The organism is Glycomyces albidus (assembly GCF_009451885.1).
GTDB classification, from domain to species: domain Bacteria; phylum Actinomycetota; class Actinomycetes; order Mycobacteriales; family Micromonosporaceae; genus Glycomyces; species Glycomyces albidus.
Map to the genome: position 1 here is coordinate 17,597 of NZ_WIAO01000027.1, position 25,971 is coordinate 43,567.

Below are 25,971 nucleotides of genomic sequence, written 5' to 3' on the forward strand. Positions count from 1 at the left end.
CCGCCCCACTGCATCGATCGGAGGCCCGTCCGGCATCGCCGGGCGGACCTTCGCCATGCCGGGCGCGGGACCTTGTCGCCGGTCACGCCGTCGCGCGTTGGCGCATCCGGGCGGCACTGGGATAATCGAGCGGTGACGAATCAGCTCTCGCTCGCGGGGAAGCCCGTGTCGCCTCCCGTGGTCCTGGCCCCGATGGCCGGGATCACGAACCTGCCGTTCCGCAAGCTCTGCCGCGAGCAGGGGGCCGGCATCTACGTCTGCGAGATGATCACGACCGTCGCCCTCACCGAGCGGAACCCGAAGACCATGCGGCTCATCGAGTTCGACCCGGACGAGGAGACCCGCAGCCTGCAGCTCTACGGCGTCGACCCGGCCGGGATGCGCAAGGCCGTGCGGATGGTCGTCGAGGAGGACCTCGCCGACCACATCGACCTCAACTTCGGCTGCCCCGTGCCGAAGGTCACCCGACGCGGCGGCGGCTCGGCGCTGCCGTGGAAGCGGCGGCTGTTCCGCGAGATCGTGACCGCGGCCGTCGACACCGCCGCCGAGCGCGGCATCCCCGTCACCGTGAAGATGCGCAAGGGCATCGACGACGACCACCTCACCTACCTCGAGGCCGGCCGGATCGCCGAGGACGCCGGGGTCGCGTGGGTCGCCCTCCACGGCCGCACCGCCGCCGAGCGCTACTCCGGGACCGCCGACTGGGAGGCCATCGCGAACCTCAAGGACCACCTCGACATCCCGGTGCTCGGCAACGGCGACGTCTGGGAGGCCGACGACGCACTGCGGATGGCCGCTGAGACGGCCTGCGACGGCGTCGTGGTCGGCCGGGGCTGCCTGGGTCGCCCCTGGCTCTTCGGCGACCTCGAGGCGGCCTTCAGCGGCCGGGAAGCGCGCCTCATGCCGTCGCTCGGCGAGGTCGCCGCCGTGATGCTGCGGCACGCCCGCCTCCTGGTCGAGTGGATCGCCGGCGCCGAGTCGTACGAGGCGCGCCGGAACATCGACGCGGAGGAGCACGGCTGCCGCGAGTTCCGCAAGCACGTCGCCTGGTACCTCAAGGGCTTCCCGGTCGGCGGCGAACTGCGCCGGGCGCTCGCGATGGTCTCGACCCTGAACGAGCTCGAAGACCTGCTCGGCAAGCTCGACGCCGACGCGCCGTTCCCCGAATCCACGATCGGCAAGCCCCGGGGCCGCACCAACTCCCCCGGCAAGGTCGCCCTCCCGGACGGCTGGCTCGACGACCGCGACGACTGCACGGTCCCCGAAGGCGCCGAGATCGACTCCTCGGGCGGCTGACCGCGCGGGCGCGGAGGCCCTGCCGCACCTCGAGCGCCCAGGTCAGGCCGTCACCGCGGCGAAAAAGGCGGAGAAAAACAGCAGGGACCTCCCGGTGCCGGGGAGGTCCCTGCTGTGGTCTTCGGGCGCTACCGGCCCTTCTGGCCGTAGCGCTTGTAGAACTTGGCGACGCGGCCCTCGTCGTCCAGGACGCGGTTCTTGCCGGTCCAGAACGGGTGCGAGGCCGAGGAGATCTGGACGTCGATCACCGGGTAGGTCCGGCCGTCCTCCCACTCGACGGTCTCGGCCGAGGTGGCCGTGGACCGCGTGAGGAAGGCGAAGTCGGCGCCGCGGTCGCGGAAGACCACGTAGTCGTAGTTCGGGTGAATGCCTTGCTTCATGTCAGTTTCCTTCCTTGCCGTCGAAACAACCGCCGAACGGGTCTTCGTATTCCCGCCACGCCCGCCGTCCTTCGGCGATCTCCTCATCGGTGAGCAGGCAGCCGTCGAGGACGGCGGCGAGCTCGTCGGCCGCGAAGTGCAGCCCGACGAACGCGAGCTGGATCTCGCGGTCGCCGAAATCGGGGTCCCAGTGCAGGTCGGCGTTGATCCGCCGCTCCGGGCTGGACTCGTCCCACTCCTCGTCGGGCGTGGCGGCGAGCCAGCGCCCGAGGTCGCCCATGGAGACGCCGCCGCCGCTGGACTCCCAGGCCACGATCGAGTCGGGCTGGGAGGCGATCCACAGGTGCCCGCGCCCGCGCAGGGTGCTGCCGGCGACGGCCGGGAGCGCCCGGTGGAGGCGTGCGGGGTGGAAGGGCCGGCGGGCCCGGTAGAGGGTGGCGACGACGCCGCAGTCCGGTTCGGGCTCGTGGCATCCGACGGCGTAGCCCTCGAGGCCGCGGCCGTAGGGCTCGGGTCCGTCGGGGTCGAAGCGGCCGGAGCGGCGCAGGCGCGCGGAGAGCCGGCCGGGTTCGTCGAGGTCGGCGACGAGGTGGCGGGCCCAGGGGTTGAGGCGTTCGAGGAGGACGGCGAGGCGGGCGTGCTCGTACGGGTCCGCGGCGCCGGCGGGGTCGGCGTCGAGGGTCCACAGGAGGACGGTGTCGGCGTACTCGATCTGGCGGGCGGCGGTGTCGGCGACGGAGCGGGTGTCGTCGTCGGCGGCCTGGAGGCCGCGGTCGGCGAGGTCCTGGTCGGAGTCGAGGGTGTCGAGGAGGCTCGCGGGGTCGCAGACGGCGACGACGGAGTCGATGCGGATCGCGTCGGTGACGGGCGCGCCGTCGACGTGGCACCACGAGCAGGCGGTGGCGACGGTCTCGGGCTCCATCGAGGGCGGGAGGACCAGGGCGATGTCGCTGCCGGGCCGGGAGCGGGCGAGGCGGACGAGGGCCGGGAGGAGGTCTTCGCGGACGGTGCAGGAGAGGCAGCCGTGTTCGAGGACGGTGCGCTCGTCTTCGATGGTGCCGCGGCCGTCGCGGACGGTGCGGCGGACGGTGCCGTCCCCGACGAGCCCGGTGAGGTCGTAGCCGACGACGAGGAGGGCCGGGTCGGCGCGGGCGAGCAGGTCGGCGGCCGCGCGGGTCGCCTCGGGGGCGAAGCCCGTCAGGAGCGTCAGCGCGGGGCGCAGGTCGGCCTGTGACGGTGCCGCGCCGGGCTGGGCGAGCTGGGACATGGGACCTCCGATCTTTTTGAAAACGATTGTCATTATACTGGCACATCGGGCGGTGCATCACCGAGATGCGCAGGCCCTCGCAGCTCGAGAGGAGGCGGCGGTGTCCAGGACATGCGATGTGACCGGGGCCGGACCGGGTTTCGGCAACAACGTGCCGTGGTCGAAGAAGAAGACCCGGCGGCGCTGGGACGTGAACCTGCAGACGAAGCGGTACTACCTGGCCGGCGAAGGGCGCTACGTGCGGCTTCGCGTGTCGGCCAAGGGGATCAAGATCATCGACCGCGACGGGATCGAGGCCGTCGTGCGGCGGATGCGAGCACAGGGAAGGAAGGTCTGAGATGGCGTCCAAGAGCACTGATGTGAGGCCGGTCGTGAAGCTGCGGTCGACCGCGGGGACCGGGTACACGTACGTGACGAGGAAGAACCGCAGGAACGATCCGGATCGGATGGTGCTGAAGAAGTACGACCCGGTCGTGCGCAGGCATGTCGAGTTCAGGGAGGAACGCTAGTGAGGACCGGAACCAAGAAGCTCGGCCGGGAGGAGCGGTAGATGGCCAAGAAGTCGGCGATCGCGAAGCAGCGGCGGCGAGAGGTCCTCGTCGACCGGTACCGGGAGCGGCGGGCCGAGCTCAAGCGGCTCATCGCGCACCCGGGGACCGGCCCGGAGGCCCGCGCGGAGGCCGTGCGGGCACTCCAGCGGCTGCCGCGGGACTCCTCGGCGGTGCGGCTGCGGAACCGCGACGAAGTGGACGGCCGCCCGCGGGGCGTGTTCCGGAAATTCGGACTGTCGCGTGTCCGACTCAGGGCGATGGCGCACCGCGGCGAATTGCCCGGTGTGCGGAAATCGTCCTGGTAGGCGGCTCATCCGAACGGATGATATGGCGCCTGTGACCTGCGCCCCCGGCGACCCATTGGCATGAAACCGTTATATGTCCGTCGCCGGGGGACGCTAATCTGGGCGTTGCGAGTGCGCTGTGAAACTGCTCTCAAGCCCGGAACCATGTGAGCTGTTTCTGCGTTTGACTCCAGAGAGACAAAGGAGCGATGAGCAGCAATGGTCCAGCAAGTGGAGACCGCCCCGGTCGAGGCGTCCGAACCCTCGAGCCTGCCGAACGACGACCTCCCCGGCGGGGGTGCGAAGGCCGAGGTGCCCGCCAGCCCCGCGTCCCTGTGGGCGTCGGAGAGCCGCGGCCACTACTCGATCACGCACACCGACCGCGCCGCCGCCCCCGCGTGGGTCGACTGCGACTGCGTCATCCACAGCGACTGACCGTCCATGATTGAGCCTCCGCGGCCGTCCCACGGCCGCGGCGCCTCACCCGGGTCTCAATCCACTTCGACGAGCGAACCGCAGCGCTCGATGGTCGTGCCGTCCGCGCGCGCGATCACGGCACCGCCCGCGAAATCGAGGTCCGCCCAGAGACCGTCGGCCCAGATCGGGCAGCTCACGACGGTCTCCCGCGTCTCGCCGCCCTCCGTGACGACCGCCGTGATGCGCGCCTCGCCGGGCGCGGACGTGACGAGCACGAAGCCCTGCAGCAGCTCGAACCCCCGCCATTCCGCCTCCGCCTTCGGGTACGCGATGATCTCCCAGCGTGCGCCGGGTGCGGCGGTCACGTCGCGGTCGGGGTCCTCGGGGAAGCCGAACGGGCATCCCGCCACCTCGGGATCCGCCGCGCACACGTTGAGGTAGTCGCGCAGCGCCGCGTCGATGAGCGCCTCGCCTTCGGCGGAGACCGTGGGCCACGCGATCGGCATCCACTCGTCGGCGTGGTCGTCGCCGAGGAGCACGAACCGGCTCCCGAGCGCGAGCGCGACCGCCGGGGACTCGAGCTCCATCGTGGAAGGCAGGTCGGGGTAGAACTCGTAGACGCCCGGCAGCAGCACGATGTTCGTGATCCCCAGGGCCTCGTCCACGGGCGCACTCACCCCGTTGATGTCGATGTGGTCGAACGCCGGATACGCCTCGGACGCGGCCAGCGCGTTCTCGATCAGGGCCTTGCCGTGCTCGATGCCGACCAGGTACCGGAATCCGATGCGCGTGCCGTCGAACGCCTCGATCTCGGCGTACACCTGGGAGGTGTACCGGCCCTCCCGCGCGCTCGCGGCGTATTCGACCTGGCCGACCTCGACGATGCTCCAGCGCGTGTCGAGCGCTTCGGGGACGAGGAAGTCGCCGGTCGCGTTCGGCTGGTCGGTGAACGCCAGCGCGCCGTCGATGTCGCCCGCCTGCGCGGCCTCCAGGAACCCGGTGACCACCTTCTCGGCGTTCAGCGCCCCGATCGGCGACCATTTCACGACGGTGATCGCCCCTGCGGCGAGTGCGAACACGATCGCGGCGAACGCCATGGCGGCGTTGGGGATCCGGAGGCGGAGCCGGGCCTGGCCGCCGGGGCCGGGCGCGCCGGCCGCGGTGTCAGCGGAGGAGCCGCTGGAGGCACCGTCGAAAGGACCGTCGAGAGGACCCTCGAGGACCTCGGGCCCGGCGAAGGCGGAATTGCCTGGCCTGCTCGGGGAATCGCTGCGGGAGCCGCGGTGGAAGAGCCGTCCGTGAGCGTCTTGGGAGGCGCCGTCATGGGCGCCGTCGGCGGTGTCCTCGGGCGCGTCGACGGCGCCGAGGTCGATCTCGTACTCCTCGCCCCAGCGGTCCGATGAAGCCGGTCCGGGCACCTTGGCTCCCTTGGCTGCTACCGTGGTGTGATCAAAGTGTAGCGTTCTCACACGGGACCCCCGATGCCCTCTACCAGGTGGATCAGTGCCCCCGCCGGGAAAGTCCGGCGGTTCGCGGCGCGCCTCGCCCGCCGCGCCGAGCCGCTGCCGCGCCTGCCGTTCGCCGTGGCGCTCGCGGTCGCGGCCGTCGTCCTGGCGGTGTCGGTGGAGTGGGAGCCGCGGCCCTACGACGACATCGCGGAGGTCACGGAGCTGCCGTCGGCGCTCGACCCGGAGATCGACTTCTCGGGCGGCGCGCAGGTCGAGTTCGAGATCCTGGAGTACGGGTTCGGCACCGTGGAGGACGAGCTCGGCGCGGCGCGCGTGATCGTCGGCGCGGTGATACGCAACCCGTTCGACACCGCGATCATCAGCCCGGGCGGGCTGGACATCACGGTGGTGAAGGACGACGGCGTCGAGTCGACCTTGGAGAAGTTCTACCCGAATCCGATCCCGGCCGGGACGACCATGCGGCTCGGTTTCGTGATCACGGCCCCGACCGAGGGCGTCCCGCTGGAGCGCCTGCGGCTGTCGACCAGCGACCCGTCGTTCCTCGCGCCGGACCCGGAGGGGCTGAGCGAGGCGGAGCGGGCGTACGCGGTCGTGCCGCCGATGCCGGACGTGGAGCTGCTGTCGGTCGAGCCGCTGCTGAGCCCCGAGGGCTACCGGTTGCAGTACCGCGTCGTCAGCGATCAGGCGCAGGGCATCCTGCTCACGGTCCTGTTCCGCGACGCCGAGGGGCGGCTGCTCGGCGGGCTGCCGGCCGGGGAGGACCCGTTCTCGTTCGAGCTCGGCTCGGCCGGGTGGCGCACGGTCGAGGAGGGCGAGACGCTGCAGGAGCTCGACCTGCACGCCGCGTGGATACCCGAAGGGGCCGACCTCGACAGCGTCGAGATCGGCCCCCGTGCGATGTACATGGGTTGAACCCGTCGGGCGGCCTCGCGGCCGCTCGCTACAGCCGCTCGAGCAGGTAGCGCTCGACCTGGTCGAGGGCCACGCGCTCCTGCTTCATCGAGTCGCGGTCGCGGATCGTCACGGCCTGGTCTTCGAGGGTGTCGAAGTCCACGGTGATGCAGTACGGCGTGCCGATCTCGTCGGCGCGGCGGTAGCGGCGGCCGATGGCGCCGGCGTCGTCGAAGTCGACGTTCCAGTGGCGTCGCAGGCGCGCGGCCAGGTCCTTCGCCTTCGGCGACAGGTCCTCGTTGCGGCTCAGCGGCAGCACCGCGGCCTTGACCGGCGCGAGGCGCGGGTCGAAGCGGAGCACGGTGCGCTTGTCGACGCCGCCCTTGGTGTTCGGGGCCTCGTCGACGTCGTACGCCTCCAGGAGGAACGCCAGCACCGAGCGGGTCAGGCCCGCCGCGGGCTCGATGACGTACGGGGTCCAGCGCTCGCCCTTGGCCTGGTCGAAGTAGGACAGGTCGGCGCCCGAGTGCTTCGAGTGGGTCGACAGGTCGAAGTCGGTGCGGTTGGCGATGCCCTCGAGCTCCCCGAACTCGCTGCCCGCGAAGTTGAAGCGGTACTCGATGTCGACGGTGCGCTTCGAGTAGTGCGAGAGCTTGTCCTTCGGGTGCTCGTAGCGGCGCAGGTTCGACTCCGAGAGGCCCAGGCCGACGTACCAGTTCCAGCGCTCCTGGAGCCAGTACTCGTGCCACTCCTCGTCGGTGCCCGGCTCGACGAAGAACTCCATCTCCATCTGCTCGAACTCGCGGGTGCGGAAGATGAAGTTCCCGGGCGTGATCTCGTTGCGGAAGCTCTTGCCGGTCTGGGCGATGCCGAACGGGGGCTTCTTGCGGGACGCGGTCATCACGTTCGTGAAGTTCACGAAGATGCCCTGGGCCGTCTCGGGCCGCAGGTAATGCGTGTTCTCCGTGTCCTCGACGGCGCCGAGGAAGGTCTTCATCATGCCGTTGAACATGCGCGGCTCGGTGAAGGAGCCCCGGGCGCCGCAGTGTGGGCACGGGAGGTCGGCGAGGCCGCCCTCGGGCTCGCGGCCGTCGTGCTTCTCCTGGTACGCCTCGATGAGGTGGTCGGCGCGGAAGCGCTTGTGGCAGGACTGGCACTCGGTGAGCGGGTCGGTGAACTCCTCCAGGTGGCCGCTGGCGACCCAGACCTGGGGGTTGAGGACCACGGCGGAGTCGATGCCGACGACGTCGTCGCGCTCGCGGACCATCGCGTTCCACCATTCGCGGCGGATGTTCTCCTTCAGCTCCACACCGAGCGGGCCGTAGTCCCAAGCAGAGCGGGTGCCTCCGTAGATCTCGCTACTGGGGAAGACGAAGCCGCGGCGTTTGGACAGGCTGATGAGTGCTTCGGTGCGGTCCTGGGACACGATGATTCCTCTCGATCCGGCTGGCGGTCGGTGAGACTGCGAATTGAGACAGCAAAGGTCTCGGAACAGATTGTTCGGGTTTCGGCGGATGTTCAACCCAGTTTCAGTCCTGGTGGTGAACGTTCGGGCGCACTGAGCGTGCGCTTCTGCCGCCAGTGGGCAAGCGTACCTCGCGCGGGGCGCCCCGCTGTGAGCAGCCCCGGCCGCGGCGCCGCGGCCGGGACCGTGCGCTCAGGCCCCTTTCGCGCCCTGCCGGAGGTCGGCCAGGTGCTGCTCGAACCCCTCGCGGGCCTCGGTGTGCTCGGGGGCCGCGAGCCAGGACAGGGCCTCCTCCCCCACCTCGATCGCGCCGGCGGTGTCGCCGAGCTCGGACAGGAGCCACATGGTCTGGTGGGCGGTCAGGCTCGCGCGTTCGAGCAGGAGCGGACCGTCGCGGAACACCGCGAGGGCCCGCCGCTGAAGGTCCAGGACCGGCTCGGCCTCGTCGCGGCGCAGGCCCGCCGGGCCCGCCTGGGACTCCAGGAACTGGAACGTCAACTGCGCGTGCTGCCGGTAGGTCTCCCCCAGCTCGAACCGGGCCGATTCGCGGACCGCCTCGGGCGCCTCCGGTTCGGAGCGCTGCGCGATCAGGCCCGCGGCGATGTGCGCCATCGACTGAAGGCCCTCCCCGAACGCGGCGTCGCCGGAGATCGTGCGCAGCAGCCAGACGCGGGCCCGGCTCACCCGCGCCCACGACGTCAGGTCCCCGACCTCCTCGGCGGCCTCGGCCGCCCGCGTGTACACCTCGAGGGCGTGCTCGTGCTCGCCGAGCTTCTCCAGCAGCTCCCCCGTGAGGAACAGCGTGTCGGCGTACAGCGGCGCGTGCCCGAGCTCCCTGCGGGTCTCCATGAGCGCCAGCGCGGCCAGCCCGTGCTCGACGCCCCGGCGGGTGTCGTCCAGCTTGTCGTACGCCTCGGCGAGGTTGAAGCGGATGTTGCACACCCGCCACAGCTCCGAGTCCGGCAGGTCCTCCAATGCCTGCTCGAGGATCGGGACGGCCTCGGCGCGGCGCTCGAGCTCGACGAGGGCGGCGCCCATGAGGTGCCGCGCGACGGCGCCGGGGACGGTCATGCCGACCGCGTCGCAGTGGACCGAGGCGGCCAGGGCGTGCTCGTAGGTGCCGTCGTGGTCGCCTTCGCGCATGCGGAACTCGGCGGCCTGGAGGTGGAGCTTCGCGGCGATCGTGCGGCTCGGTTCGTCGCCGAGGGCGGTCAGGCCCTCGCGGGTGATCGCGTACGCCTCGTTGAAGTCGCCGGCGAGGCCGACCTGGTCGGCGAGGTCGGCGCAGGCGCGCGCGACGGCCCACCCGGCCTCCGCGGCGCGGGCCACCTCGAGTTCGGCGGTGAGCAGCCAGGTCTTCGCGTCGGTGTCGTCGGTGAGGCGCGCCCGCAGGTCGAGCAGGTCGCAGCGGCGGATCAGCGCGTACCGGCGGTCCGGGTACTCGGCGAGTTCGGCGTCGAGGGCCTCGGCGCGGGCGTCGAGATCGGCGACCGGGTCGGCGGCGGGCCGGCCGGCGTCCGGGGCGAGGGGCCCGGCGCCCGCGGGGCGCGCCCCGCCCGAGGCGGGGTCGTCGGCGTCACCGGCGGGAAGCCCGGTGCCCCCGGCGGAGTCGTCGAGGTCCGCGACCGCGAGCCCGCCGTCGCCGGCGAAGCGATCGGCCTGCATGGCGAGGTACTCGGCGCGCATGGCCAGCACCTGGCTGGTGTGCAGGCTGCGGTCGTCGATGCGCCGCTCGTCCGCCAGCCGCAGCGCCGCCGCCGCGACCTGCGCGGCTCCCGCCCGCACCTGCGCGGGTTCGGACTCGGCGCGGTGGATGAGCAGGAACGCCTCCGCCACGAGGGCCCGACCGGGCTGGCCGGCCGTCCCGAACAGCGCGATGGCCCGGCGCAGGCCCTCCTCGACGGCCTCCGGGTCGTCGGCGCGGGCGGACTCGGCGTGGGCGATCTCGGCGCGGTGCTCGGCGATCAGCTCGATCCCCAGCGCGTCCGCGAGCGCGCCCACCTTCAGCCACGCCTTCCACGTGTCCGGCGAGCACGCGTCGTACGCCGCGTACGCGGCATCGATCGCGGCGTCCAGGTCCGGGCCCGCCACCGGCTCGTCGCGCGGCAGGACCACCGCGGGTTCGGTCGCACGAGGCTCCTTGAGCCCCAAGTGCACCGGGGCGTCGTACGGCGTCGACTCGACGACGCACGCCGACATGCGCGAATGGTGGTCGTTGCCGTTGCGCGCGTCGAACCGGGCGCAGATCGCGATCCGCTCCGCGTCGGCCCAGTCGTGCAGCGACGCGGCGGTCCACTCCCGCCCGCCGGGCCCGGGCACGACCGAATCGGCGAAACCGAGGACCTGCAGCCGACGGCAGGTGAGGACCGCGACCTCCAGGAGCCGCTGCCGCTCGCGGACGCCCAAGTCCAGGTCGAAGAAGCGCGCGTGGTCGGCGAGGATCTCCACCGCCCGGTGCTCGTTGCCCGTGAGCGCGCAGAACTCGATGTGCAGCGCGATCATCGGGACCATGTCCTCCTTGCCGCGGCACATCTGGTAGCCGCGCAGGTGGTTCGCGCGCGCCTCGCCCGCGCGGCCGAGCTCCACCAGCGGCAGGAGCGACAGCGCCAGCGCGTAGTGCGGCTCGTGCGCGCACGAGTACTCGCCGGCGAGCACCGGCTCGAGCATCTCCATCGCCGCGTCCGCCGAGTCCTCCTCCGCGTAGAACACGATCGTCGCCAGCGTCGTGTACTGGCAGGCCGTGCAGTCGGACATCTCGTCCTCCTCGGCCTCGCCGAGGGCCTCGATCGCGCGCGCGACCCGGTCGTAGTCGCCGGTGTGGAACGCGAGCTGCATCTCGTACGCCGCCGGCGCGTGCATCGAGTACCCGGCCTCGGCGTAGCGGCGGCGCATCTCCTCGAGCCAGTGCTCGATCGACTCCAGCGGCACGTCGGGCTGCTCGATCATCGAGTCGACGATCCACTTGAACGTCCAGTACAGCGACCGCGTCAGGTAGGCGTCGAAATGCTCGGGCCGGGTGTCGAAGCTGCGCAGCAGCCGCGCGAACGGCACGAGCAGGCGCGTGGAGTCCCGCGAGAACTCGTACGCGTCCACGAGTCCGTTGAGCGCGTAGTTGACCAGTTCCGGGTCGCCGACCGCGTCCGCGGCCTCGACCGCCCGCTCCAAGGCCGCGACCTTCGCCTCGCCCGCCTCCTCGAAGCGGGCCTCGTTCAGCAGACGCCAGATCGCGTCGGGGTCGGGAGTGGCCATCGGGTCCTCGGTCTTTCTCCTGGGGTCGAGGGGAATGCTAGTCCTTTGTGACGTGCTCCAGCAGGTTCATGAACGAGCGGTTCAGCAGCGCCGTGTCGGCGCTGCGCAGCGGCCGGTGGCTCATGAGCAGCGCCTGCCCGTACAGGGACTCGACGGCCGTCCCGGCCAGCTCCGGGTCGGCGATCGCGCCGATGCGGCGCACGGTCGGGTTGCGGTGGTTCAGCACGAGCTGCGCGCGCGGCGCGTGCTGCTTGATCGACGCGAGGATGCCGCCCCACAGGTCGTCGGCCTGCGCCTCGGCCTCGGCGCGCTGGCGTTCGCGGCGGGCCTCGCGGTCGTCGAGGAGCAGCGCGGGCACCGACACGGGGTTGAACTCGCGGACGACCACGTCGACGTCGACCTGGTCGAGGCGGGCGCGGGCGGCCGCCAGGAACGACTGGAGCGCGAGTTCGGCGCGGGCGTCGACCGGGTCGAGGCTCGCGGAGATCACGCCGGGCTGGAGGTTCTCGACCTTCACCTGCGGGTCGAGGCGCGGCAGGGCCTGGACGAGCTCGCCGTCGTAGGTGTAGCCGCCGTTGACGACGCCGATGCCCTGGGCGGCGGCGATCTGGGCGACCTGCCGGTATTCGTCCACAGTGGCGGCCAGGTAGACCGGCTGGTAGGCGCGGGCGAACTCGGGGAGGCTGGTGCGGCCGGCGGTGGTCTCGAACCGCAGCCACGGGAGCATCGCGGCGAGCAGCTCCTCGTCGTGGCGGGCGAGGGCCTTGACGCCCAGCTCGTGGACGGCGAGGAACGCCTCGAGGCGGGCGGGGTCCTCGGCGGCGAGGCGGGAGATCCACTCGCGGATCTGCGCGCCGATCGCGTCCCGTGCGACCGCGAGGGCCTCGTCGTCGTAGAGGGACTCGCGGGAGGCGGTGGGGCGCAAGGAGTCCGTGTCGACGACGCAGCGGACGAAGAACGCCCACTCGGGTACCAGGTTGTCGGCGGTCTCGGTCAGCAGCATCCGCTTGAGGTGCACGCGGTGCGCGGGGCGCGCCGACGGCGAGGTGGCGTGCGGGAGGACGAACGCGACGCCCTTGAGGCCGGACAGGGGCACGTCGAGGTCGATGACGTCGAGCGGCGGGAAGCCCATCACGTTCTCGCAGTAGCGGTTCAGGGCGAGGCGGCGCGCGGTCGGGTTGGGGTGCTCCCGTTCCCACAGCGGCGGCGTGTCGGTGATGCGGACGGGCGCGCCGTCGGCGCCTTCGACGGTGATCGCGACCGGCAGCAGCGAGCCGTATTCGCGGGCGAGCTGGACGACCCGGTCGGCTTCGAGCCAGTCCTCGCCGGGTCGGGCCGCGAGTTCGACGGTGGTGCCCGGCTCGGGGTGCTCGCCGGGGGGGACCTCGGTGACGGTGTAGGAGCCGTCGTCGCGGGCGGCCCAGCGGACGACCGGGGCGGCGGGGTCCTTCGCCGATCGCGAGGTCACGGTGATCACCGACGCGACGGTGAAGCACGCGAGCAGGCCGATGCCGAACTGCCCCAGGAAATCGCGGCGCGCGCCCTCGATCTCTTCGTCCCGTTTGGACGATCCCCCGATGGTGGCGAGGAGCTTGTGCACTTCCGCGAGTGTCAGGCCCACACCGGGATCGGTGATCCGCAGGCGCCTGCCGTCGGTGGTGATGCGGACCGCGGCGCCGTCGGCGTCGAAGCTCGGGTCGATCTGGCGGCGCGCGGTGATCGCGTCGACGGCGTTCTGGAGCAGCTCGCGCACGTACACCTTCGGCGAGGAGTACAGATGGTGCGACAGCAGGTCCACCAGTCCGCGCAGGTCCACTTGGAACGTATGGGAAGTGGGCGTTGTCTCAGACACGGCGCGTCCTGCTCTGATCGGAGGTCGTTCAGCGTCAGTCAGACTAGCAAACCGCCGCATCCGCGGAACGCGAGAAAAGCCCGCTACCGGGCCGGACCGGGCCTGATCCGCGGCGGATCCGAGCAGATCCCCGCCTCGGGGGCGACGGCGCGGGAAGAGGCGGTGGCGCGGCGGAAGGAGCCGGCGGGCGGCGCGGAAGGGCGGCGGAGAGGCGGCAGAGCGCCTGGTGTGCATCCGGTAAGGTGACCGCTACCGAAACGCACAACCGCGAGGACTCCGCCCCGATGAGCTTTCCGCCCCCGCCGCCCGACCGGATGCACCTCCAGTACCAGCCCCAGCCGCCGCAAGCGCAGCACCAGGTGCAGCAATCCGGCCCGGCCGGGGCGTACGGGCCGGTCCAGCAGCGGCCCGACCAGCCGATCCCCGGTCAGCTCCCGCCGCCCGAGATGACGATGCGCAAGCCCGGCACGATCACCGGGATCCAGGTCATCCTGTGGATCTTCATGGCGCTCGCCGGACTCGGCGACATCGCCTCGGCCATCAGCCTCGTCGAGTACTTCACCGCGTTCGGCCTCATCGGCCTCGCTTGGGCCGTGTACTCCACGATCCAGGCCCTCGTCTCCGGCGTCCACATCACGCGCGGCAAGCGGTGGGCGTGGATCTGGTCCCTCGTCTCGGCGATCATCGGCCTGGTCATCAGCGCCGCCGCGATCGTCTTCGGGATCATCTACATCGAGGTCGGCTGGATCTCGCTCCTCGTCGGCATCGTCCTCGGCGGCCTGTACGGGACCCTGCTCGGGCTCCTGTGCTCGAAGTCGGCCCGGCAGTGGATCCTCATGCACCGCATCCGGAGAGGCGAAGTGCAGCTCCCGGGCACGGCCGGAACCGCGGGCGGTTCCGCGCACACCGCGGAAGGCCGGGAGGGACCGCAGCGGCCCGAGAAGCGGCCCGGCTCGGCCACGTTCGCGGTGACCGTGTCGGTCCTGCTCATGGCGCTGACGGCGTGGGCCGTGTTCGGCAACGTCTGGTCGCTCGTCGCGCTCGGCAGCGGCGGCATGGCGCCCGGACCGACCGACGTGACGGGCATGATCTTCGGCTCGGGGCTGCTGCTCATCATGGCGGCCGCGGGCTTCGCGGTGCTGGTGTGCGCCCTGTTCTCGGCGATCGGCCTGGCCCGCGGGCGGTTCGGTCCCCGGGTGTTCACGATCGTCTGGACCTCGGTCATGGGCGTCGTCTGGGTGCCGCTGGCGATCACCCAGTTCCTGCAGTACATGCGGTACCGGGACTTCGCGCTGCCGGGACAGGAGTTCTACCAGGCGCTCCTCGCCGGCCGCAACCTCGCCACCGCGCTCCTGGTCGTGGTGCTGTTCATCATGGTGCTCACGCCCGGCGTGCGGGCCTGGACGCCCGGGAGGCCGCCGACGGCGCTGATCGTGGTCGTGCCGCAGGCGCAGGGACCGGGTCAGGGCCAGGCCCCGTATTGACCGCCGCAGCAGGCGCCGTACGGACAGCAGCCGCAGCAGCCCTACGGACAGCAGCCGCCGCAACAGCAACCGCAGGGGCCGCAGCAGCCGTACTCGCCGCAGCCGCCGTACGGCGGGTGACCGTGCTTCGCCGGAAGCGCCGCTGCCGGCGGGCCGACCGCTGACCGGCGGGCCGGATGCCCCGCCGGCGGCCGACTACTCGTTGACCTCGTACCAGCCGCAGATGCTCGTGCCGAGTGTCTCGGCGGTCTGGTCGACCTGCACCACGAGGGCGATCTCCGAGCCGTCCGCGAGGCGGACCCTGACGTCGATGTCGTCGAACGCGAGCGGCTGGACCTCGGCGGTCGCCGGGCTCCACGACTCCCATTCGGGGATGTAGTCGTCGGCGGGGCGGTCGCGGAGGTCCTCGCAGAGCATCGCGTACGCGCCGTCCCAGTCCTCGTCGGCGAGCTCGTCGATGAACTGCGCGGCGGTGTCGTGGACCTCCTCGGTGATCGAGTTCGCGAAGGTCGCGAACGCGACGACGATCGCGATGATCACCGCCGCGGCGAGCGCCACGCCGCCGCCGATGCCGAACCCGAGCTTGAGCCCGAACCGCGTGCCGTTCCGCTCGGTCGGCGGGGCCGCGAACGGGACCGGCACACCGGTCGGGGGCGGCGGCGTCGAGGGCACGACCGGCGGCTCGACCGCCTTCGTGGTCGGGGGCAGCGCGAGGGTCTCGTCGGTGCCGGGCTCGAGCGCGACCGGCGCGGCCTGCTCGGCGGGCGCCGTTTCGGGGACCGACGGTTCCGGTTCGAGCGGAATCGGGGCGGCACCGGGCTCCGGCGCGATCTGCGCGGGCCCGGCCGGCTCGGCGACGGCCTCCACGGACGTGTGCGGCTCGACCTCGATCGGCTCCGGCGCGTGCTGGGCCGGGGCCTCGGGCTCCGGGGCGGGCTCGAGGTCGGGGATCGGCTCGATCGGGGGATCGACGTGGTCGACGGGCTCGGGAACGGCTGCGGCACGCGCAGCCGGTTCCGGGACGGGCTCGGCGGGCTCGGCCGGCCGAGTGAGGTCGATGCGCTCGCCCGGGTCCGAAGTCGGCTCATCGAGTGCGGCCGGCCCGGACGCCGCGATCCGGCCTGCTTCCGGCCCAGCCGGTCGGGTCAGGTCGATGCGCTCGCCCGGGTCCGGTATCGGCTCACTGAGCTCGGCCGATTCGACCGGGACCGATGCCGCGGACCGGTCCGCTGCGATCGCCGGCTCGACCGGCTGAGCGGGCTCCGAAGACGGAGCCGATTCGCCGGCGAGATCGACCGGGACGGGTTCGATCAGCTCTGCCGACTCGTTCGCCGGCTCGGGCCGGGTCCGCTGCTCGGGCGCGGGCGTCTGCTCCGCGACGGGCGGGACGGTCTCGTCGGGGCGGGCGGGGTCGCGGTCGCTCATCGGGCGGCCTCCCTGCGAGCCGATTCGGGGTCCGTTTCGCGGTCGGAGTCGATGCGGCGCGGCGTCCCGCCGGGCCCGCACTCGGCGAGCACCTCGAAGCCCGAAGCCTCGGGCATCGCCCGGGAAAGGAGCGGCGTGGCCATCTTGACCTGGAAGTTCGAGAGGGACCGGCGGTAGGAGCCGACGTCGTTCCACTCCGTCCAGAGCATCCAGACGGCGTCCTCGGCGTCCGAGTCGCCGTTCCCGTAGTCGTCGATGGCGCGACCCAGGCCGCCCCGGACGAAGCCGCCGCAGGACGCGAGCGCGGCCAGGGCGTCCTCGGCGTCGCGCGAGAAGCTCTCCGTCTCGCCTTCGGTTACGGCGAAACGATATACAACCAGCACGGTGCCCAGCCTACTTGGAGCAGGCGGCGCACAGGCCGTGGAGTTCGAGCGTGTGTCCGACATCCGTGAAGCCGTGCTCGGCCGCGACCTTGTTGGCCCAGCGCTCCACGGTCGGCCCGGCGACCTCGGCGGTCTTGCCGCAGGAGCGGCAGACCAGGTGGTGGTGGTGCTCCTCGGCGGCGCAGAGCCGGTAGAGGTGGTCGCCGCCGGGCAGGCGCATGACGTCGACGATGTCGGCCTCGGCGAACGCCTGGAGCGTCCGGTAGACCGTGGTGAGGCCGATCTTGGACCCGGCGTCGCGCAGGATCGCGTGGAGGTCCTGGGCGCTGCGGAAGGCGTCGTCGTGCTCGAGCAGTTCGAGGATCGCGGTCCGCTGCTTGGTGGACCGGGCCATGTTCTCGGCCGGGGGCTTCGTGGCCACTAGTGCTCCTCCCGGGCGTGGTTGACGGCGTCGGTGACGATGTGCGCGATGTGGTCGTCGATGAGCGAGTAGGAGATCTCACGGCCCGACCTGGTCCCGCGCACGATACCCGCTCCGCGCAGGACCCGCAGGTGCTGGGACACCAGCGGCTGCGTGACGCCGAGGGTCTCGACGATCTGGTGCACGTACTTCGGGCCCGCCGCCAGCTCCATGACGATCGCGATCCGCAGCGGCGCGGCCAGCGCGCGCAGCAGCTCGCCGGCCGACTCGTAGTCGGCGGGCGTGGATTCGGCTAGCTCGGTCTCGGTCCGCACTCCGCAAAAATATCGCGTCGCCGGGCCCGGCGAGGTCCCAGGTGTCTCCGGGGTCATGCTTTCGCGGGCAGCTCGACCTCGAGCGGCTCGCCCTCGGGCGGGAGGTGGCCGCGGCGGATGCGGCGGACGCGGCGCGTGACGGCGGCCAGGGCGGCGGTCGCGACGAACACGAGGACGCCGATGAGCACGATCGTGGAGCCGGGCGGGACGTCCCGCGCGGCGGAGGCGACGACCCCGGTGCCGGCGATGAGGAGTCCGGCGCCCATGGCGGTGAACATGGTGGTCTTGAACGAGCGCGTGAACTGCTGGACGGTGACGACCGGGATGACGAGGAGAGCGCTGACCAGGAGCAGGCCGACCGCGCGCATCGACACCGAGACGGTGACGGCCGTCGTGATGAGCAGGAGCAGGTTGAGCGCGCCGACCGGGAGGCCCGAGACGCGCGCGTACTGCTCGTCGGCGCAGATCGCGGTGAGCCAGGGGCGCAGGACGAGCATGAGGATCGCGACGGCGGCGCCGCCGACGGCGATGGTCCAGACCTCGCTCCAGCCGGCGGTCAGGAGCGAGCCGAACAGGTACTGCTGGAGGTTCGCGACGCCTTTGTCCGAGGCGATGCCGGTGAGGTAGACGCCTCCGGCGATGCCGCCGTAGAACATCATCGCGAGGGCGACGTCGCCGGAGGTCTTGGAGTGGCTGCGGAGCAGTTCCATGACGATCGAGGCGAGCACCGTGACCACGAGGGTGGTCCACATCGGGGCGGCACCGGTGAGGAAGCCGATCGCGACGCCGGTGAGGGCGATGTGGCCGAGGCCGTCGCCGATGAGCGCGAGCCGCTTCTGGACGAGGAAGACGCCGACGGCGGGCGCGCACAGGCCGACGACGAGCGCGCTGATGAGGGCGCGCTGCATGAACTCGTACTGGAAGTAGTCCGTGAAGGACAGGTCGAGGTTCATCTGCGGCCCCGGAGGTCGTCGGTCTCGCGCTGAGACTCGGTGTCGAACGGTGAACGGCACTCGGCGCTCGGCCCGGCATGCAGCCAGGCCCTGAGGCGGACCGCGGGGGTAGGGCCCGGGTTCATCTGCCGCCCCAGAAGTCGTCGGCGGTGTCGCCGTTCGCGTGGGGGTGCGCGTGCTCGTGCGCGGGGTCGGCGTGCTCGCCGACCGGGCGCGGGGGTGCGCCGTCGTGGACCACCCTGCCGTCGGCGAGGACGACGGCGCGGTCGAGGCGGTCGGTGAGGGGGCCGAGCTCGTGGGTGACGAGGAGGACGGCGCATCCGGCGTCGATGCGGTCGGCGATGACCGTCGCGAGGGCGGTCTGCGTCTCGGCGTCGACGCCGACGGTGGGCTCGTCCATGATGAGCAGGTCGGGGTCGGTGGCGAGGGCGCGGGCGATGAGGACGCGCTGCTGCTGGCCGCCGGAGAGGGTGTCGACGGAGCAGTGGGCGTGGTCGGCGAGGCCGACTTCGGCGAGGGAGCGGGCGACGGCGTCGCGGTCGGCGCGGCGCGGAGGCATGCCGAGGAGGCGGTGGGCGAGGCGGCCTTGCGAGACGACTTCGGCCGCGGTGGAGGGGACGCCGGAGGCGGCGCCGGTGCGCTGGGGGACGTAGCCGACGCGTTTCCAGTCGCGGAAGCGCTTCTGCGGGGTGCCGAACAGTTCGATGGTCCCGCCGGCGAGGGGGACGAGGCCGGCGACGGCCTTGATGAGGGTGGACTTGCCGGAGCCGTTGGCGCCCATGAGGGCTACGGCTTCACCGGGTTCGACGGCGAGGTCGGCGCCGCGGACGACGGCGCGACCGCCGTAGGAGACGGTCGCGCCGCGGACGTTGAGGACGGGCATTCGTGTAATGCTGCCTTACGCCGCGCCGAGGGCGGTCTGCAACGCGGCCAGGTTCTCGCGCATCACAGTGAAGTAGTCGGCGCCGGCGTCGGTCTGCTCGTCGGTGAGCCCTTCGAGGGGGTTGAGGACGGCGGTGGCGGCGCCGGTCTCGGCGGCGAGGGTCTCGGCGATGTCGGGCGACACGAGCGTCTCGAAGAAGATCGTGGAGACGCGGTTCGCTTCGACGTACTGGGCGACCTCGGCCATGCGCTGCGTGTCGGGCTCCTGGTCGGGGCTGAGACCGGAGATGGCGACCTGGGTGAGGCCGTAGCGGTCGGCGAGGTAGCCGAACGCGGCGTGGGAGGTGACGATGGCGTCGCCGGTCCGGTTCGCGAGTCCCTCGGTGAACTCGGCGTCGAGTTCGGTCAGGTCGGCGGTGAACGCGTCGGCGGCGGTGGTGTAGTCGTCGGCGTTGGCGTCGTCGAGGCCGGCGAGGCCGTCGGCGATGGCGGCGCCGATCTGGGCGTAGCGGGTCGGGTCGAGCCAGATGTGGGGGTCGGTGCCTTCGAGCTCGTCGTCGTGGCCGTGCTCCTCGCCCTCTTCTTCGGCGTGGGACTCCTCGGCGGTCGCGGACTCGTCCGCGTGCTCTTCCTCGGAGTGGGCGTCCTCGGAGTGCTCGTCCGCGTGCTCGTCCTCGGAGTGCTCCTCTTCGGCGTGGTCGTCTTCGAAGACCTGGGTCGAGTCGTAGCCGATGGTCTCGACGGCGGTGGCGACGTCGAGGGCCTTGTCGGAGGCGTACTCCTCGATGGCGGCGTCGAGTTCGGGGATGAAGCCGTGGAGGTAGACGACGTAGTCGGCCTCTTCGAGCGCGGCGACGTCGGAGGGGGCGAGCTCGAGGTCGTGGGGCTCCTGGCCGGCGGGGGTGAGGTTGGTGACGGCGACGTGGTCGCCGCCGACCTGCTCGGTGGCGTAGGCGAGGGGGTAGAACGCGGCGACGACGTTCAGTTCGCCGTCGGCGGCGGAGCCGTCTTCGCCGCCGCACGCGGCGAGCGTGCCGGCGGCGGCGAGGCCGGCGATGGGGAGGATGAGCAAGCTGGAACGGCGCATGAGTGAACTTTGCTCCGTCATGACAATCATTGTCAACAGCTAATATGTGCATCGCCCGCAGCGGACCCGCTTGCGACCAGCGCGAACATTCTGCTCGCCGCTTCCGGGCCGCGGTGGTCCATGATCGGTATCACGCGTTCGGGTGAACTTCGCGCATTCGGCGCCCATCCGGCCCCGGAACTGTCGCACCCGCGGGCAATGATCGCCGCTAGGGTCCCCTTCTGGGTGGGTGGGGGTTCGGGATGGCATTACGGCCTCAGGTTTTCAAGCGCGGCCCTGCGTGTCCTAGGCGCGGCCTCAGGTTCTCAAGCGCGGCTTCGGCAGCGCCGGAGTCCTTGCGCTCGCCACCGCCTCCTCGAGGCCGTTGCGTGCAGCGCCTGTCGCCCGCCGCGCCCCCGCCGCGCCTCGTCGGCCGCAACCGCGCCTACTGGTACTCGTTGTCGGGGGCGTCGATCGGGGTGATCGATTCGACCTCGATGTAGGGCACCAGTTCGCCGTTGATCTCGTCGCGGCCCTGGCGCGGGGAGTACTCGCCGACGACCTCGACCCACTGATCGGGCTCCAGATCGCCGGCCGCGCCGCCGCTCGTAGAAGCCCAATCGAAGCCGATCTTGACCGGGCGGGCGTCGGCCGCGCAGCAGGAGACGACCATCCGCGCGAGCTGCGGCTCGTCGCCGTCGTAGAGGATGAACCCGCGCAGTTGGATGCGGTGGCCCTCGAGGGTCCGGCCCTCGTCGAAGATCGCGCGGGCGGCGTAGTCGAGGAGGGTGAGCGGGACCGGGTCGACGTCGTCGGGCAGTTCGGGGTAGTTCGAGCGGCCCTCTTCGGCGCCGACGACGGTGCCGGTCCGCTCGGCCTCGTACGAGCCGAGCGCGTCCGGGGCCACGAGCAGCATCCCGACCACGGGCGCGAGCAGCAGCCACGCGACCTTCGGGTCGCCGTGGCCGTGCCCATCGTCGTCGTCGGCGTGCTTGTCGTGCCACGCCTGGACGCCGGTGATCGCGGCGACCGCCACGAGGAGGATCCCCGCCGGGACGATGAGCCAGAACGCGTAGGGCTTCACGTAGTCGAGGTAGTCCCCCGTCCAGGCCAGGCGCAGCATCCCGCCGCCGACCAGGAGCAGGATGACCGCCTGCGCGTCGCGTCTCACAGCCAGACCGCTCCCATCAGGACGGCGGCGGCGACCGCCGCGATGAACGCCGCCGGCGCGAACCGGGCCGCGAACCCGCGGCCGAAGGTCCCGGCCTGCATGGCCGCGAGCTTCACGTCGATGAACGGGCCGACGACCATGAACGCGAGCTTCGCGGTCGGCGAGAACTGCGTCAGCGAGGCGGCCACGAACGCGTCCGACTCCGAGCAGATCGACACGAGCACCGCGAGGACCGCCAGCGCAAGCACGCCGAGCACGGGGTCGTCGGCGATCGGCGCGAGCCAGGTCTCGGGGACGAGGGTGTTCAGGCTCGCGGCGATGGCGGCGCCGATGACGAGGTAGCCGCCGGCGTGGAGGAAGTCGTGGCGGATCGCGGCCCAGAACGCGGCCCATTTGCCGTCGTCGTGGTGGCGGTGCCGCGGCAGTCTGAGCCATTCGGTCTTGCCGAGCCTCGCCCAGAGCCAGCCGATGGTGACGGCGGCGAGGAGGGAGGCGCAGACGCGGGCGGCGACCATCTGCGGGTTGCCGGGGAAGGCGACGAACGTGGAGATGACGACGATCGGGTTGATCGCCGGCGAGGCGAGCATGAACGTGAACGCGGCCGCGGGGGCGACGCCGCGTCGCACGAGGGCGCCCGCGACGGGCACGGACGCGCATTCGCATGCGGGCAGGACGGCTCCGGCGACGCCCGCGACCGGGACGGCGAGCGCGGTGCGCTTGGGGACGGCCCTGTGGAAGAAGTCGGCGGGCACGAAGGCGGCGATGGCGGCCGAGAGCGCGACCCCGAGGACGAGGAAGGGGAACGCCTGGACGCAGACGGCGACGAACCGGGCGGCCCAGGCCTGCGCGGCGGGGGCGGCGAAGAGGTCGGTGAGGCCGGGCCGGGCGGTGAGGCCGAAGACGAGGATGAGCGCGAGGGCTTCGAGGGAGGACAGGCCCCGGCGCCGCTTGGGGGCGGGGGGTGCGGGGGTCTCGCTGCTGGCGAGGTCGGCGCTCACACCCTCATTGTGCGGCATGGACGGCGGTGGACGGGTCACCGCCTCCCGGGCGCGCCACCGCTTGAAGGTGCGGACGCCTCGCATACCTCACCCGTGCGGAAGTGCGCGGGCTTACTACGCTTGGACGGTGCGCGTTCCCACCCTAGGTACCGACCCCAGCCGTATTCCCGCCGCTTGCAGGGCCCTCCTGGCCCACCGGCGGTTCCAGGTGCTGTCGATGTCGGTGATCATCCTGAACGGGGCGGTGCTGGGCGCGATGACGTTCCCGGGCGTGGTCGCGGCCGCCGGGGGGTTCCTGCACCGGGTGGACTACGCGTGCCTGGCGTTCTTCACGTTCGAGGTGGCCGCGGGGATCGTGTCGTTCGGCCGGCGGCCGTGGCGGTACTTCAAGGACGGCTGGAACGTCTTCGACTTCGTGATCGTCGCGGCGTCGTTCCTGCCGGGTGTGCGCGAGAACGTGACGATCCTGCGGATGCTGCGGCTGGCGCGGATCGTGCGGATCTTCCGGAACCTGCCGTCGCTGCGCCTGATCCTGGTCGCGGCCGGGAAGGCGCTGCCGAAGTCGGCCGGGGTGATGGCGCTGACCGGCCTGGTCATGTACCTGTGGGCGATGATCGGCTGGATCGCGTTCGAGGACACCGACCGGGAGCACTTCGGCACCGTGGGCACGGCGCTGCTGAACCTGTTCCAGCTCGTGGCGTTCGACGACATGGGCAACGTCATCCGCGACAGCATGCACGAGAACATGTGGACGCTGCCGTACTACATCGTGTTCATCCTGTTCGGGGCGTTCATCCTCGTCAACATCATGATCGGTGTGGTGCTCGCCTCGATGGAGGAGGCGCAGAAGCTCGACGACGAGGACGGCGAGGTCTCCGCGGACACGGCGCTGCTGCTCGAGCGGATCGACAAACTCCAGGTCGCGGTCGACAAACTGGCCGCTGACCAGGAACGCGGGCGGGAGTACTCGCCGTTCCGTTAGCGGAGCCGGCTCGGCCCGCGAAAGGGCTCGGCGACAAATCCGATTCCGCCGCGTGGCGGCTGCGCCTCCGGCGGGACTCCGCCGCTCCGCGCCGCTGCGCCTCGGATCCGGCTCCGCCGCAGTGGTTCGTGTCGTCCGCTGCTGCTCAGCCTGCGACCGGGTTCGGCTCGGCGCCGCCGAACCGGCGGTCGCGGCGGGCGTAGATCTCGCAGGCGCGCCACAGGTCGCGCCGGTCGAAGTCCGGCCAGAGGACGTCGAGGTAGACCATCTCGGCGTACGCGGACTGCCAGGGCAGGAAGTTCGAGGTGCGCTGCTCGCCGGAGGGCCGCAGGAACAGGTCGACGTCGGGCAGGTCGGGGTTGTAGAGGTACCGGGCGAAGGTCTTCTCGGTGACGCGCTCGGGGTTGAGGCGCCCGGCTTTGACGTCGCGGGCGAGGGCCGCGGCGGCGTCGGCGATCTCGGCGCGGCCGCCGTAGTTCACGCAGAACTGGAGCGTGATCTTGTCGTTGCGGCGCGACATCTCCTCGGCCACTTCGAGTTCCTTGATGACGCTCTTCCACAGCTTCGGGCGGCGCCCGGCCCAGCGGATGCGGACCCCCATGGCGTGGAGCTCGTCGCGGCGGCGGTGGATGACGTCCCGGTTGAAGCCCATGAGCCAGCGGACCTCGTCGGGGCTGCGCCGCCAGTTCTCGGTCGAGAACGCGTACGCCGAGAGCGTGCCGATGCCCATCTCGATCGCGCCTTCGATCGTGTCGAACAGCGACGCCTCGCCCATGGTGTGGCCCTCGGTGCGCTTGAGGCCGCGCTCCTTGGCCCAGCGGCCGTTGCCGTCCATCACCAGCGCGACGTGCCTGGGCACGAGCTCGCGCGGCAGCTCGGGCGGCACCGCCCCCGACGGGTGCGGCTTCGGCGGCTCATAGGTGCGGCTCACTGGACCTCCACTAGGCATCGGGGCCCTCGATCCTAATCCGCGCCCGAGGACGCGGGGATCCCCCACTCGCGCGCCGGTCCCGGAACAGGACAGGTTGTCGTAACCGGCCGACCGCCGGGCCGCGGCGGTCGCCGCCGGCGGCGATCCCGACCCGGGCCCGGCCAGTACGCCGCGACAACGCCTGCTCATGCAACGACGCCGGAGCCAGCGGCGGCAGCAGCCGCAGCGGCAGCCGCTGGTTCGCTCCCCCATGCGGACCCGTGTCGGACCCGGCGGGCAATCTAGAAATCGGGGGCGGTGGCGAATCCGCGTTGCGCTCACTTTCGTGCCGCTTGCAGGGGGTCAGGATGCGTGCGGGACGTACTTGAGCGTCCGCAGGGGCCGCTCGGAGTGCCATTGGAAGTGGGCGGCGATGAGGCCGGCGGCCTCGCTGCGTTGACGGGGGTCGGCGGCGGTGGCGTTGGCCCAGTCGCCGGATTCCAAGGCGCGCATGAGTTCGATCGAGGCGGGCGCGGGCACCGAGGCGCCGCCGGGGCGGCAGTCGGCGCAGACCGCGCCGCCGGCCGCGACGGCGAAGGCCCGGTGCTGCCCGTCCGCGCCGCACACCGCGCACTGCGCGAGCGAGGGCGCCCAGCCGGCGGACTTCATGCCGCGCAGGAGGTAGGAGTCCATGACGAGGACCGGCGGCAGGTCGGTCTCGGCGAGAGCCCGGAACGCGCCGAGAGTGAGCTGGAAGACGTCGAGGTCGGGCTGGTGGTCCTCGGGGACGAGCCGCTCGGCGGCCTCGGCGATGACGCACGCGGCCGTGTAGGTGGCCCAGTCGCCGCTGATCGCGCCGCCCGACAGGTGCAGGCCGACCGCCTGGGTGACCGTGTGGAGCTCGGCGCGGCCCTCGATGAGCTGGAGGTCGACGTGGCTGAACGGCGCGAGGCGGGCCCCGAACTTCGAAGAGGTGCGGCGCAGGCCCTTGGCCATGGCTCGGTAGCGGCCGCGATTGCGGCCCAGCAGCGAGACGATCGCGTCCGCTTCGCCGAGTTTGAAGGTGCGCAGCACCACCGCGTCGTCGCGGAACAGCTTCCGAGTGCTCACCCCCACGACGCAAGCGTAGCCCGGAGGTACGACGGCCCCCGGTTCGTGGGGACCGGGGGCGATCTCGAGTTCAGTTCACTCCGGGGGAGGCGATCGGGAGGCCCTGTTCCTTCGCGAGGTCCAGCATGCGCTGGTCGTAACTGACCAGGACGGTCAGGTACTCCGCGATGGTGAGCGTGGTCGCGACGTGGATGGCGTCGAGCGTGCGCAGGTTCCCGGGGAGATCGGCAGCGAGGTCCCGGATCTCCTCGGTGACGTTGAGTTCGCCGCACATCAGTTCGAGTTCGCCCATCAGCCTTGGGAACTGGCCGTACTGCGACGCGTTGCGCGCGGTCTCGATGAATCCGATCGTGCTGGTCGCCATCGGGATGTTGGGATGGCCGCCGATGAAGGCGGCGAGTTCCTCGTACCGATTGCGCTTCACGATCAGCGTGAGCAGTGCCGAGGCGTCGAGATAAATCACTGTCGGCCGAACTCCCCGTGATCCGCCGGAACAGCGCGGTCCGCTCCTGGTGTTCCTGTTCCCGCTGCTCGATCAGGTCCTGTACCGGATCGCCTTCCACTTCGTAGTGCGGGAACTTGTCGACGTCGCTCGATGTGAATCGCGCCAGGCGCAGTCGGCCTTCGGCCACGAGCTTCGCGTACTTCCCGAGTTCTCCCGTTGTCGGCGAGACGATCGCGATCGGCATGCCGCGTTTCGTGATCGTCATCGACTCCCCCTGTTCGGCCAGCGCGAAGAACGCACTCGGGT

The 25,971-nt window shown here is 71.6% G+C and carries 26 protein-coding genes; 8 read left to right on the forward strand and 18 right to left on the reverse strand.

The window, feature by feature from the left end; all coding sequences use genetic code 11:
• Nucleotides 1–132 precede the first annotated feature (132 nt).
• Nucleotides 133–1,296, forward strand: coding sequence for a tRNA dihydrouridine synthase DusB (gene dusB / locus GFD30_RS19155; RefSeq protein WP_322633410.1), 1,164 nt, complete (start codon nucleotides 133–135; stop codon nucleotides 1,294–1,296).
• A gap of 128 nt (nucleotides 1,297–1,424) precedes the next feature.
• On the opposite strand, the gene GFD30_RS19160 is transcribed toward dusB, so the two are convergent.
• Nucleotides 1,425–1,676: a type B 50S ribosomal protein L31 gene (locus GFD30_RS19160; protein WP_153026796.1), complete on the reverse strand. Its 252-nt coding sequence runs from the start codon at nucleotides 1,674–1,676 to the stop codon at nucleotides 1,425–1,427.
• Between the two features lies 1 nt (nucleotide 1,677).
• On the reverse strand, nucleotides 1,678–2,943 hold the full coding sequence (locus tag GFD30_RS19165; RefSeq protein ID WP_153026797.1) for a CobW family GTP-binding protein: 1,266 nt from the start codon (nucleotides 2,941–2,943) through the stop codon (nucleotides 1,678–1,680).
• Between the two features lie 100 nt (nucleotides 2,944–3,043).
• Between GFD30_RS19165 and rpmB the strand changes: the two genes are divergently transcribed.
• The 4 genes from rpmB (at nucleotide 3,044) to GFD30_RS19185 (ending at nucleotide 4,213) form a co-directional block, all read left to right on the forward strand.
• Nucleotides 3,044–3,280 (forward strand): 50S ribosomal protein L28, encoded by a 237-nt coding sequence (rpmB, locus tag GFD30_RS19170; protein ID WP_322633411.1) that lies wholly within the window; start codon nucleotides 3,044–3,046, stop codon nucleotides 3,278–3,280.
• Nucleotide 3,281: 1 nt separating this feature from the next.
• On the forward strand, nucleotides 3,282–3,452 hold the full coding sequence (gene rpmG / locus GFD30_RS19175; protein ID WP_153026799.1) for a 50S ribosomal protein L33: 171 nt from the start codon (nucleotides 3,282–3,284) through the stop codon (nucleotides 3,450–3,452).
• Nucleotides 3,453–3,493: 41 nt separating this feature from the next.
• Nucleotides 3,494–3,799, forward strand: a complete 306-nt coding sequence (gene rpsN / locus GFD30_RS19180; RefSeq protein WP_153026800.1) for a 30S ribosomal protein S14 — start codon at nucleotides 3,494–3,496, stop codon at nucleotides 3,797–3,799.
• Between the two features lie 198 nt (nucleotides 3,800–3,997).
• A complete protein-coding gene (locus GFD30_RS19185; protein WP_153026801.1) occupies nucleotides 3,998–4,213 on the forward strand; it encodes a hypothetical protein in 216 nt (71 codons plus the stop codon).
• A gap of 56 nt (nucleotides 4,214–4,269) precedes the next feature.
• Here GFD30_RS19185 and GFD30_RS19190 read toward each other — a convergent pair whose 3' ends face one another.
• Nucleotides 4,270–5,613, reverse strand: a complete 1,344-nt coding sequence (locus GFD30_RS19190) for a hypothetical protein (RefSeq protein WP_153026802.1) — start codon at nucleotides 5,611–5,613, stop codon at nucleotides 4,270–4,272.
• Between the two features lie 63 nt (nucleotides 5,614–5,676).
• Between GFD30_RS19190 and GFD30_RS19195 the strand changes: the two genes are divergently transcribed.
• The gene (locus tag GFD30_RS19195) at nucleotides 5,677–6,576 is read left to right on the forward strand and encodes a hypothetical protein (protein ID WP_153026803.1); all 900 of its coding nucleotides are present in this window, start codon (nucleotides 5,677–5,679) and stop codon (nucleotides 6,574–6,576) included.
• 28 nt (nucleotides 6,577–6,604) lie between these two features.
• Here GFD30_RS19195 and GFD30_RS19200 read toward each other — a convergent pair whose 3' ends face one another.
• The 3 genes from GFD30_RS19200 to GFD30_RS19210 form a co-directional block, all read right to left on the reverse strand.
• A complete protein-coding gene (locus GFD30_RS19200) occupies nucleotides 6,605–7,981 on the reverse strand; it encodes a glycine--tRNA ligase (RefSeq protein WP_322633412.1) in 1,377 nt (458 codons plus the stop codon).
• Nucleotides 7,982–8,212: 231 nt separating this feature from the next.
• On the reverse strand, nucleotides 8,213–11,269 hold the full coding sequence (locus GFD30_RS19205; protein ID WP_153026804.1) for a tetratricopeptide repeat protein: 3,057 nt from the start codon (nucleotides 11,267–11,269) through the stop codon (nucleotides 8,213–8,215).
• A 37-nt stretch (nucleotides 11,270–11,306) separates the two neighbouring features.
• Nucleotides 11,307–13,121: an HSP90 family protein gene (locus GFD30_RS19210; RefSeq protein WP_322633413.1), complete on the reverse strand. Its 1,815-nt coding sequence runs from the start codon at nucleotides 13,119–13,121 to the stop codon at nucleotides 11,307–11,309.
• Between the two features lie 284 nt (nucleotides 13,122–13,405).
• Between GFD30_RS19210 and GFD30_RS26370 the strand changes: the two genes are divergently transcribed.
• Complete coding sequence (locus GFD30_RS26370) at nucleotides 13,406–14,605, forward strand: hypothetical protein (RefSeq protein ID WP_194202019.1); 1,200 nt, start codon at nucleotides 13,406–13,408, stop codon at nucleotides 14,603–14,605.
• A gap of 195 nt (nucleotides 14,606–14,800) precedes the next feature.
• On the opposite strand, the gene GFD30_RS19215 is transcribed toward GFD30_RS26370, so the two are convergent.
• The 9 genes from GFD30_RS19215 to GFD30_RS19255 form a co-directional block, all read right to left on the reverse strand.
• Nucleotides 14,801–16,030 carry a hypothetical protein gene (locus GFD30_RS19215; RefSeq protein WP_153026806.1) on the reverse strand — a complete coding sequence of 410 codons (1,230 nt, stop codon included), beginning with the start codon at nucleotides 16,028–16,030 and terminating at the stop codon, nucleotides 14,801–14,803.
• On the reverse strand, nucleotides 16,027–16,413 hold the full coding sequence (locus tag GFD30_RS19220; protein WP_194202020.1) for an antibiotic biosynthesis monooxygenase: 387 nt from the start codon (nucleotides 16,411–16,413) through the stop codon (nucleotides 16,027–16,029). The genes GFD30_RS19215 and GFD30_RS19220 overlap by 4 nt, the downstream gene beginning before the upstream one ends.
• A gap of 10 nt (nucleotides 16,414–16,423) precedes the next feature.
• Nucleotides 16,424–16,807 carry a Fur family transcriptional regulator gene (locus tag GFD30_RS19225; protein WP_153026836.1) on the reverse strand — a complete coding sequence of 128 codons (384 nt, stop codon included), beginning with the start codon at nucleotides 16,805–16,807 and terminating at the stop codon, nucleotides 16,424–16,426.
• Nucleotides 16,808–16,833: 26 nt separating this feature from the next.
• Entirely contained in the window at nucleotides 16,834–17,148 is a 315-nt protein-coding gene (locus GFD30_RS19230; RefSeq protein WP_322633415.1) for an ArsR/SmtB family transcription factor, read from the reverse strand.
• Nucleotides 17,149–17,201: 53 nt separating this feature from the next.
• Entirely contained in the window at nucleotides 17,202–18,101 is a 900-nt protein-coding gene (locus tag GFD30_RS19235) for a metal ABC transporter permease (RefSeq protein WP_153026808.1), read from the reverse strand.
• A 121-nt stretch (nucleotides 18,102–18,222) separates the two neighbouring features.
• The gene (locus tag GFD30_RS19240; protein WP_153026809.1) at nucleotides 18,223–18,984 is read right to left on the reverse strand and encodes a metal ABC transporter ATP-binding protein; all 762 of its coding nucleotides are present in this window, start codon (nucleotides 18,982–18,984) and stop codon (nucleotides 18,223–18,225) included.
• Between the two features lie 15 nt (nucleotides 18,985–18,999).
• A complete protein-coding gene (locus GFD30_RS19245) occupies nucleotides 19,000–20,070 on the reverse strand; it encodes a metal ABC transporter solute-binding protein, Zn/Mn family (protein WP_153026810.1) in 1,071 nt (356 codons plus the stop codon).
• A 424-nt stretch (nucleotides 20,071–20,494) separates the two neighbouring features.
• Entirely contained in the window at nucleotides 20,495–21,220 is a 726-nt protein-coding gene (locus GFD30_RS19250) for a TIGR03943 family putative permease subunit (RefSeq protein WP_322633416.1), read from the reverse strand.
• Entirely contained in the window at nucleotides 21,217–22,236 is a 1,020-nt protein-coding gene (locus tag GFD30_RS19255; protein WP_153026811.1) for a permease, read from the reverse strand. Before GFD30_RS19255 ends, GFD30_RS19250 begins: the two co-directional genes overlap by 4 nt.
• A 109-nt stretch (nucleotides 22,237–22,345) precedes the next feature.
• Between GFD30_RS19255 and GFD30_RS19260 the strand changes: the two genes are divergently transcribed.
• A complete protein-coding gene (locus GFD30_RS19260; protein WP_194202021.1) occupies nucleotides 22,346–23,200 on the forward strand; it encodes an ion transporter in 855 nt (284 codons plus the stop codon).
• Nucleotides 23,201–23,345: 145 nt separating this feature from the next.
• On the opposite strand, the gene GFD30_RS19265 is transcribed toward GFD30_RS19260, so the two are convergent.
• The 3 genes from GFD30_RS19265 to GFD30_RS19275 form a co-directional block, all read right to left on the reverse strand.
• Nucleotides 23,346–24,131: an isoprenyl transferase gene (locus tag GFD30_RS19265; protein ID WP_322633418.1), complete on the reverse strand. Its 786-nt coding sequence runs from the start codon at nucleotides 24,129–24,131 to the stop codon at nucleotides 23,346–23,348.
• Nucleotides 24,132–24,473: 342 nt separating this feature from the next.
• A complete protein-coding gene (recO, locus tag GFD30_RS19270) occupies nucleotides 24,474–25,226 on the reverse strand; it encodes a DNA repair protein RecO (protein WP_322633419.1) in 753 nt (250 codons plus the stop codon).
• Nucleotides 25,227–25,290: 64 nt separating this feature from the next.
• The gene (locus GFD30_RS19275; RefSeq protein ID WP_153026814.1) at nucleotides 25,291–25,683 is read right to left on the reverse strand and encodes a type II toxin-antitoxin system VapC family toxin; all 393 of its coding nucleotides are present in this window, start codon (nucleotides 25,681–25,683) and stop codon (nucleotides 25,291–25,293) included.
• Between the last annotated feature and the right edge of the window lie 288 nt (nucleotides 25,684–25,971).

Bases quoted from the DNA above. Each gene is read 5' to 3' on its own strand.
- GFD30_RS19160 (WP_153026796.1), bottom strand. From the start codon at position 1,676: ATGAAGCAAGGCATTCACCCGAACTACGACTACGTGGTCTTCCGCGAC.
- GFD30_RS19165 (WP_153026797.1), bottom strand. From the start codon at position 2,943: ATGTCCCAGCTCGCCCAGCCCGGCGCGGCACCGTCACAGGCCGACCTG.
- rpmG (WP_153026799.1), top strand. From the start codon at position 3,282: ATGGCGTCCAAGAGCACTGATGTGAGGCCGGTCGTGAAGCTGCGGTCG.
- rpsN (WP_153026800.1), top strand. From the start codon at position 3,494: ATGGCCAAGAAGTCGGCGATCGCGAAGCAGCGGCGGCGAGAGGTCCTC.
- GFD30_RS19185 (WP_153026801.1), top strand. From the start codon at position 3,998: ATGGTCCAGCAAGTGGAGACCGCCCCGGTCGAGGCGTCCGAACCCTCG.
- GFD30_RS19195 (WP_153026803.1), top strand. From the start codon at position 5,677: ATGCCCTCTACCAGGTGGATCAGTGCCCCCGCCGGGAAAGTCCGGCGG.
- GFD30_RS19205 (WP_153026804.1), bottom strand. From the start codon at position 11,269: ATGGCCACTCCCGACCCCGACGCGATCTGGCGTCTGCTGAACGAGGCC.
- GFD30_RS26370 (WP_194202019.1), top strand. From the start codon at position 13,406: ATGAGCTTTCCGCCCCCGCCGCCCGACCGGATGCACCTCCAGTACCAG.
- GFD30_RS19215 (WP_153026806.1), bottom strand. From the start codon at position 16,030: ATGAGCGACCGCGACCCCGCCCGCCCCGACGAGACCGTCCCGCCCGTC.
- GFD30_RS19225 (WP_153026836.1), bottom strand. From the start codon at position 16,807: ATGGCCCGGTCCACCAAGCAGCGGACCGCGATCCTCGAACTGCTCGAG.
- GFD30_RS19235 (WP_153026808.1), bottom strand. From the start codon at position 18,101: ATGAACCTCGACCTGTCCTTCACGGACTACTTCCAGTACGAGTTCATG.
- GFD30_RS19240 (WP_153026809.1), bottom strand. From the start codon at position 18,984: ATGCCCGTCCTCAACGTCCGCGGCGCGACCGTCTCCTACGGCGGTCGC.
- GFD30_RS19245 (WP_153026810.1), bottom strand. From the start codon at position 20,070: ATGCGCCGTTCCAGCTTGCTCATCCTCCCCATCGCCGGCCTCGCCGCC.
- GFD30_RS19255 (WP_153026811.1), bottom strand. From the start codon at position 22,236: ATGCCGCACAATGAGGGTGTGAGCGCCGACCTCGCCAGCAGCGAGACC.